This is a genomic window from Streptococcus oralis (assembly GCF_001075875.1).
GTDB lineage: Bacteria > Bacillota > Bacilli > Lactobacillales > Streptococcaceae > Streptococcus > Streptococcus oralis_I.
The window spans coordinates 1-3,494 of the sequence record NZ_JUOS01000132.1 but is presented as its reverse complement, the minus strand read 5'-3'; the positions used below and the strand labels follow the sequence as shown (position 1 = coordinate 3,494).

General features: G+C 35.7%; 5 protein-coding genes. All 5 read left to right on the top strand.

Annotated features, from left to right (window positions below; translation table 11 throughout):
- Nucleotides 1–699 (top strand): DUF2971 domain-containing protein (locus ADM33_RS07615; RefSeq protein WP_152906820.1); only part of this gene is annotated, 699 nt, incomplete at its 5' end.
- A 165-nt stretch (nucleotides 700–864) separates the two neighbouring features.
- Complete coding sequence (locus tag ADM33_RS07610) at nucleotides 865–1,587, top strand: DUF6261 family protein (protein WP_414716793.1); 723 nt, start codon at nucleotides 865–867, stop codon at nucleotides 1,585–1,587.
- Nucleotides 1,588–1,612: 25 nt separating this feature from the next.
- Nucleotides 1,613–2,158: a hypothetical protein gene (locus ADM33_RS07605; protein WP_049504246.1), complete on the top strand. Its 546-nt coding sequence runs from the start codon at nucleotides 1,613–1,615 to the stop codon at nucleotides 2,156–2,158.
- A 1-nt stretch (nucleotide 2,159) separates the two neighbouring features.
- Nucleotides 2,160–2,465, top strand: a complete 306-nt coding sequence (locus ADM33_RS07600) for a hypothetical protein (protein WP_049504244.1) — start codon at nucleotides 2,160–2,162, stop codon at nucleotides 2,463–2,465.
- Nucleotides 2,466–2,611: 146 nt separating this feature from the next.
- A complete protein-coding gene (locus tag ADM33_RS07595; RefSeq protein WP_152906819.1) occupies nucleotides 2,612–3,430 on the top strand; it encodes an aminoglycoside 6-adenylyltransferase in 819 nt (272 codons plus the stop codon).
- The last annotated feature ends 64 nt before the right edge of the window (nucleotides 3,431–3,494 follow it).

Genomic DNA, 3,494 nt, shown 5'->3' with positions numbered 1-3,494 from the left:
TATATATTGCAAATCTTAAATGATGGAATATTTCATTTTAGCACTTTTGATGAATTAAATGATCCATCTGAATTTTCTAATTCTGGTTTTACAGATGATCCTAATTTATGGGGAGTTTTTGATGTCTCTGAAAATGAAACTGACGTAAAGAAAAGATTAGGGGAGTATATAAATTCAAATGATTATAAAAATGCGTACAACCTTCTTAAAGAAAATACTCTAGTTTATTCTTTAACCACCAAATTTGATAATAATTTAATGTGGGCACATTATGGAGACAGTTTTAAAGGAGTTTGTTATGAGTATGATGCAAGAGAAATCCTTAATAAATCAGCATCTAAATTAGCTCCTGTTTTATACAAAGATATTGCTCCGATGATAAATGTTAATGATGGTATTCATGATTTTTTGAAATCAGTAAGATACGCACCATACTCAAAAAATATAACTTGGAATTATGAGGATGAATGGAGAATTAGTAAAGTGATGATTGATAAAAATTTTAGTTTGCTATCTGAAACTGAAAAAATGAAGATAGCTAATACTGAGATTGTAATAAAACCAAAGTCTGTTACACTGGGAACTAAAATGAATGTAGAGGTTCAACGAAGAATTATTGATTCATGTAGAAATAACAATATTAAAGTTTATAAACTAATACAAGAAGGGTATAACTATTCTCGTTCGGAACTATCCTAAAACCAATCATCCCTCCTCATCGGAAAATCCGACATCAACACTGCCAAGTGGAAGACCCTCTGCCAAAAACAAGAGAAGCAATTTAATAAAATTTTAGGAGAAAAAATGAAATACAAGATTACAAATTTAGATATGATGAGATTGGAAGGAAAAAGTTTCTTCTAACTGCTGAGCGATAGTCTTGAGACTGTCAATGCTTTTACTAAAGTGAATAAAACGGAATTAGTTTATATCAGCAAGGTTTCCCGAATGGAGCCTTTGTTGGAAAAATTCCAAGCAAGTCTTCATAACGTTCGTGCAGGAAAATTCACCGAAAACATGGAGAAAGCAGACCGTGAGCGTGATGATGCACTTTCTACCTTGATTGGTTTGGTCAAGACCTTCTCTCGTGTGAAAGAGGCAAGTAGCGAGGAAGCTTACGACAAACTCAGCAAACTTTTCAAAAATTATGCTGGGCTAACGAGTATGAGCTACGAAAAAGAGACAGAATCTATTAACCATTTACTCAAGGAGCTAAAAGATACTGACTACCAGACTGCCCTTTCAACTCTGCATTTGACAACTCATGTAGAAACCTTGACAAAGGCTCAGGCTCAATTTGAAAAAGCCTATAAGGAGCGCTTGGCTGAGCAAAAAAGCAAGGCACCTAGTCAAAACAAGGAAGTCCGTGTGAAACTGCAAGAAATCTATGACTTCCTTGTGGATTTTACTGCAATCAACGCCTATGCTTATCCAGATAAGAAGCAGTATGCCGATCTCCGTGACCATCTCAACGCTATCCGTAGTCGCTATAAAAAACGCAAACCAAGAAAAAAATTACCCCAATACAACCAGAAGAAGCCAAGTAGGTTGTTCTGGTTAATTTATGCGAGTCAAAATAAATCTTAGAAAGTGAATAAGAGCAGGTATAGGGATGAAGGAATTAGCAAGTGGCTTAATTGCTGGTTTAGTTGCTGGAATTGTATCAATAGTTGCCGTGTATACTGATTATAGAAGTTCTTTAGATAGCGTTTCAGGCTGGCGATCAAAGCTTTTTGATGCAGCTTCTGCTAAAGAAATTACGCTTAAAGAAGTTCAGGTGTTAAGGACAGCTCTACGCTATGAACCAACTAAGGAAGTTCAAGAAAACACTTTTGATTGGATATCTAATATCATGATTTACTATTGTGATTATATTTCGTTAAAGTATTTTGAACATTATGAAACAAGTCTCTTGTATCAAGAACAGGAAATCATCAGGGTTTTTATCAGATGTCTGTTGAAGAGCCATTGGGAATACAATGCTTCTATGGTATCTTCGTTGAAATTCTTGAAGCTTCCTTATAAAGCTTCAAAACAACCAGAATTTATTCGTGAAACATATGATAAAGCAAAGACAATAAGTAGAACCTTAGAGAATGACGATGAAGAATACAATCTGATTGAAAAAATCAATAAAAAGATGATGGGAAGTATATGAGATGAAGCATGATATAGATATTAATATCACTAAAAATAGTGAGGAGAAGATAAATGAGTTTGATGCTAAGAAGTATTTAGATAATTATATAAAACCCGGTGAAGCTAATCAGGAAAAGGAAGAAAAAGAAAATATTATGCCAGAAATTTTACGCTGTGGCATATGGGGCATGGTTGTAATTGTAGGAGTTAATTTTGTAAGCAATCAAAGCTGGTACCTCAAGCCAATTGGACGTCAAACAAATGTATTAGCTGTTCTGTTAGTAGTCTTACTTATTATTAATGAGCTTTTTAAAAAGAAGAAATAAAAACAAAGATGGCTGTCAAGGTCATGAAAAAACTAGTCATGGGATTTTTCAAAGAATTTGATAAGGAAAAGTTCCAGCAGCCAGTCCCCTTTATAGATATGACCTCTACAGAATTAAAAGTTTTCACTAAAAAGGCAGGTATCCCCATGAGAACTGAAACCGAGATGTTTGACGTGATTTTGCAAATCGCAAAAGTGCTACAAGTCGACGCTGTCGCCATGTCTGGTTCACGGACTGACACAAAAGCCTCAAAAGATGAATTTCAGGATTACGACGTGGTCTATATTGTGGATGATTTAGATAATCTGAAGAGAGATCTTTCTTGGCTAGACCAGTTTGGCAAACGTATCATTGAGCAACATAATGTCCTAGGCAACCGTCGACTTTATCTCATGCTTTTTGAAGATGGCAATAGGATTGACTTGACCCTTTGCCCAAAGGAGCACATCAAAGAATGGGTGGATAGCGAAGCGGATTATACAGTTTTGAAAGACGAGAAAGGCTTGTTTGAGTCCTATACTACAAGTCCAGAGCGTTACTGGACGAATCCAGCTAGTCAGACAGCTTTCGAAAAAGCCTGCAATGAATTTTGGTGGGTGTCAGCCTACGTTGTCAAAGGAATTTGTCGTAAGCAAGTCATTTATGCAACGGACCATCTCTACGGTATTTGTCAGCAAGAACTCTTGAAAATCTTAGCTTGGCAGGTAGCAAGTGATGGAGGTGCTGTCGACATTGGTAAAAATTACAAGTATCTCTTCAACTACTTGCCAATTGAGAAGGAGAAGGAATTCTCTGCTCTTCTTGATTTCTCAAGTGTAGAGAAACTTACTCAGTCATTGTTTGCTACGATGCAACTTTTCCATCAAGAAGCTCAATATCTTGCCCAAAAAATGGGCTTTGACTATGATAGGGAAGTAGCTGAGAAGATGATTGAGTATGCTGAGGAAAAACTTCCTAATCACTAAATAAAGAACACAAATTAAAAGATTAAACTACGGAAAGGGTCGTTTGGTTATTTTTAATAACTGA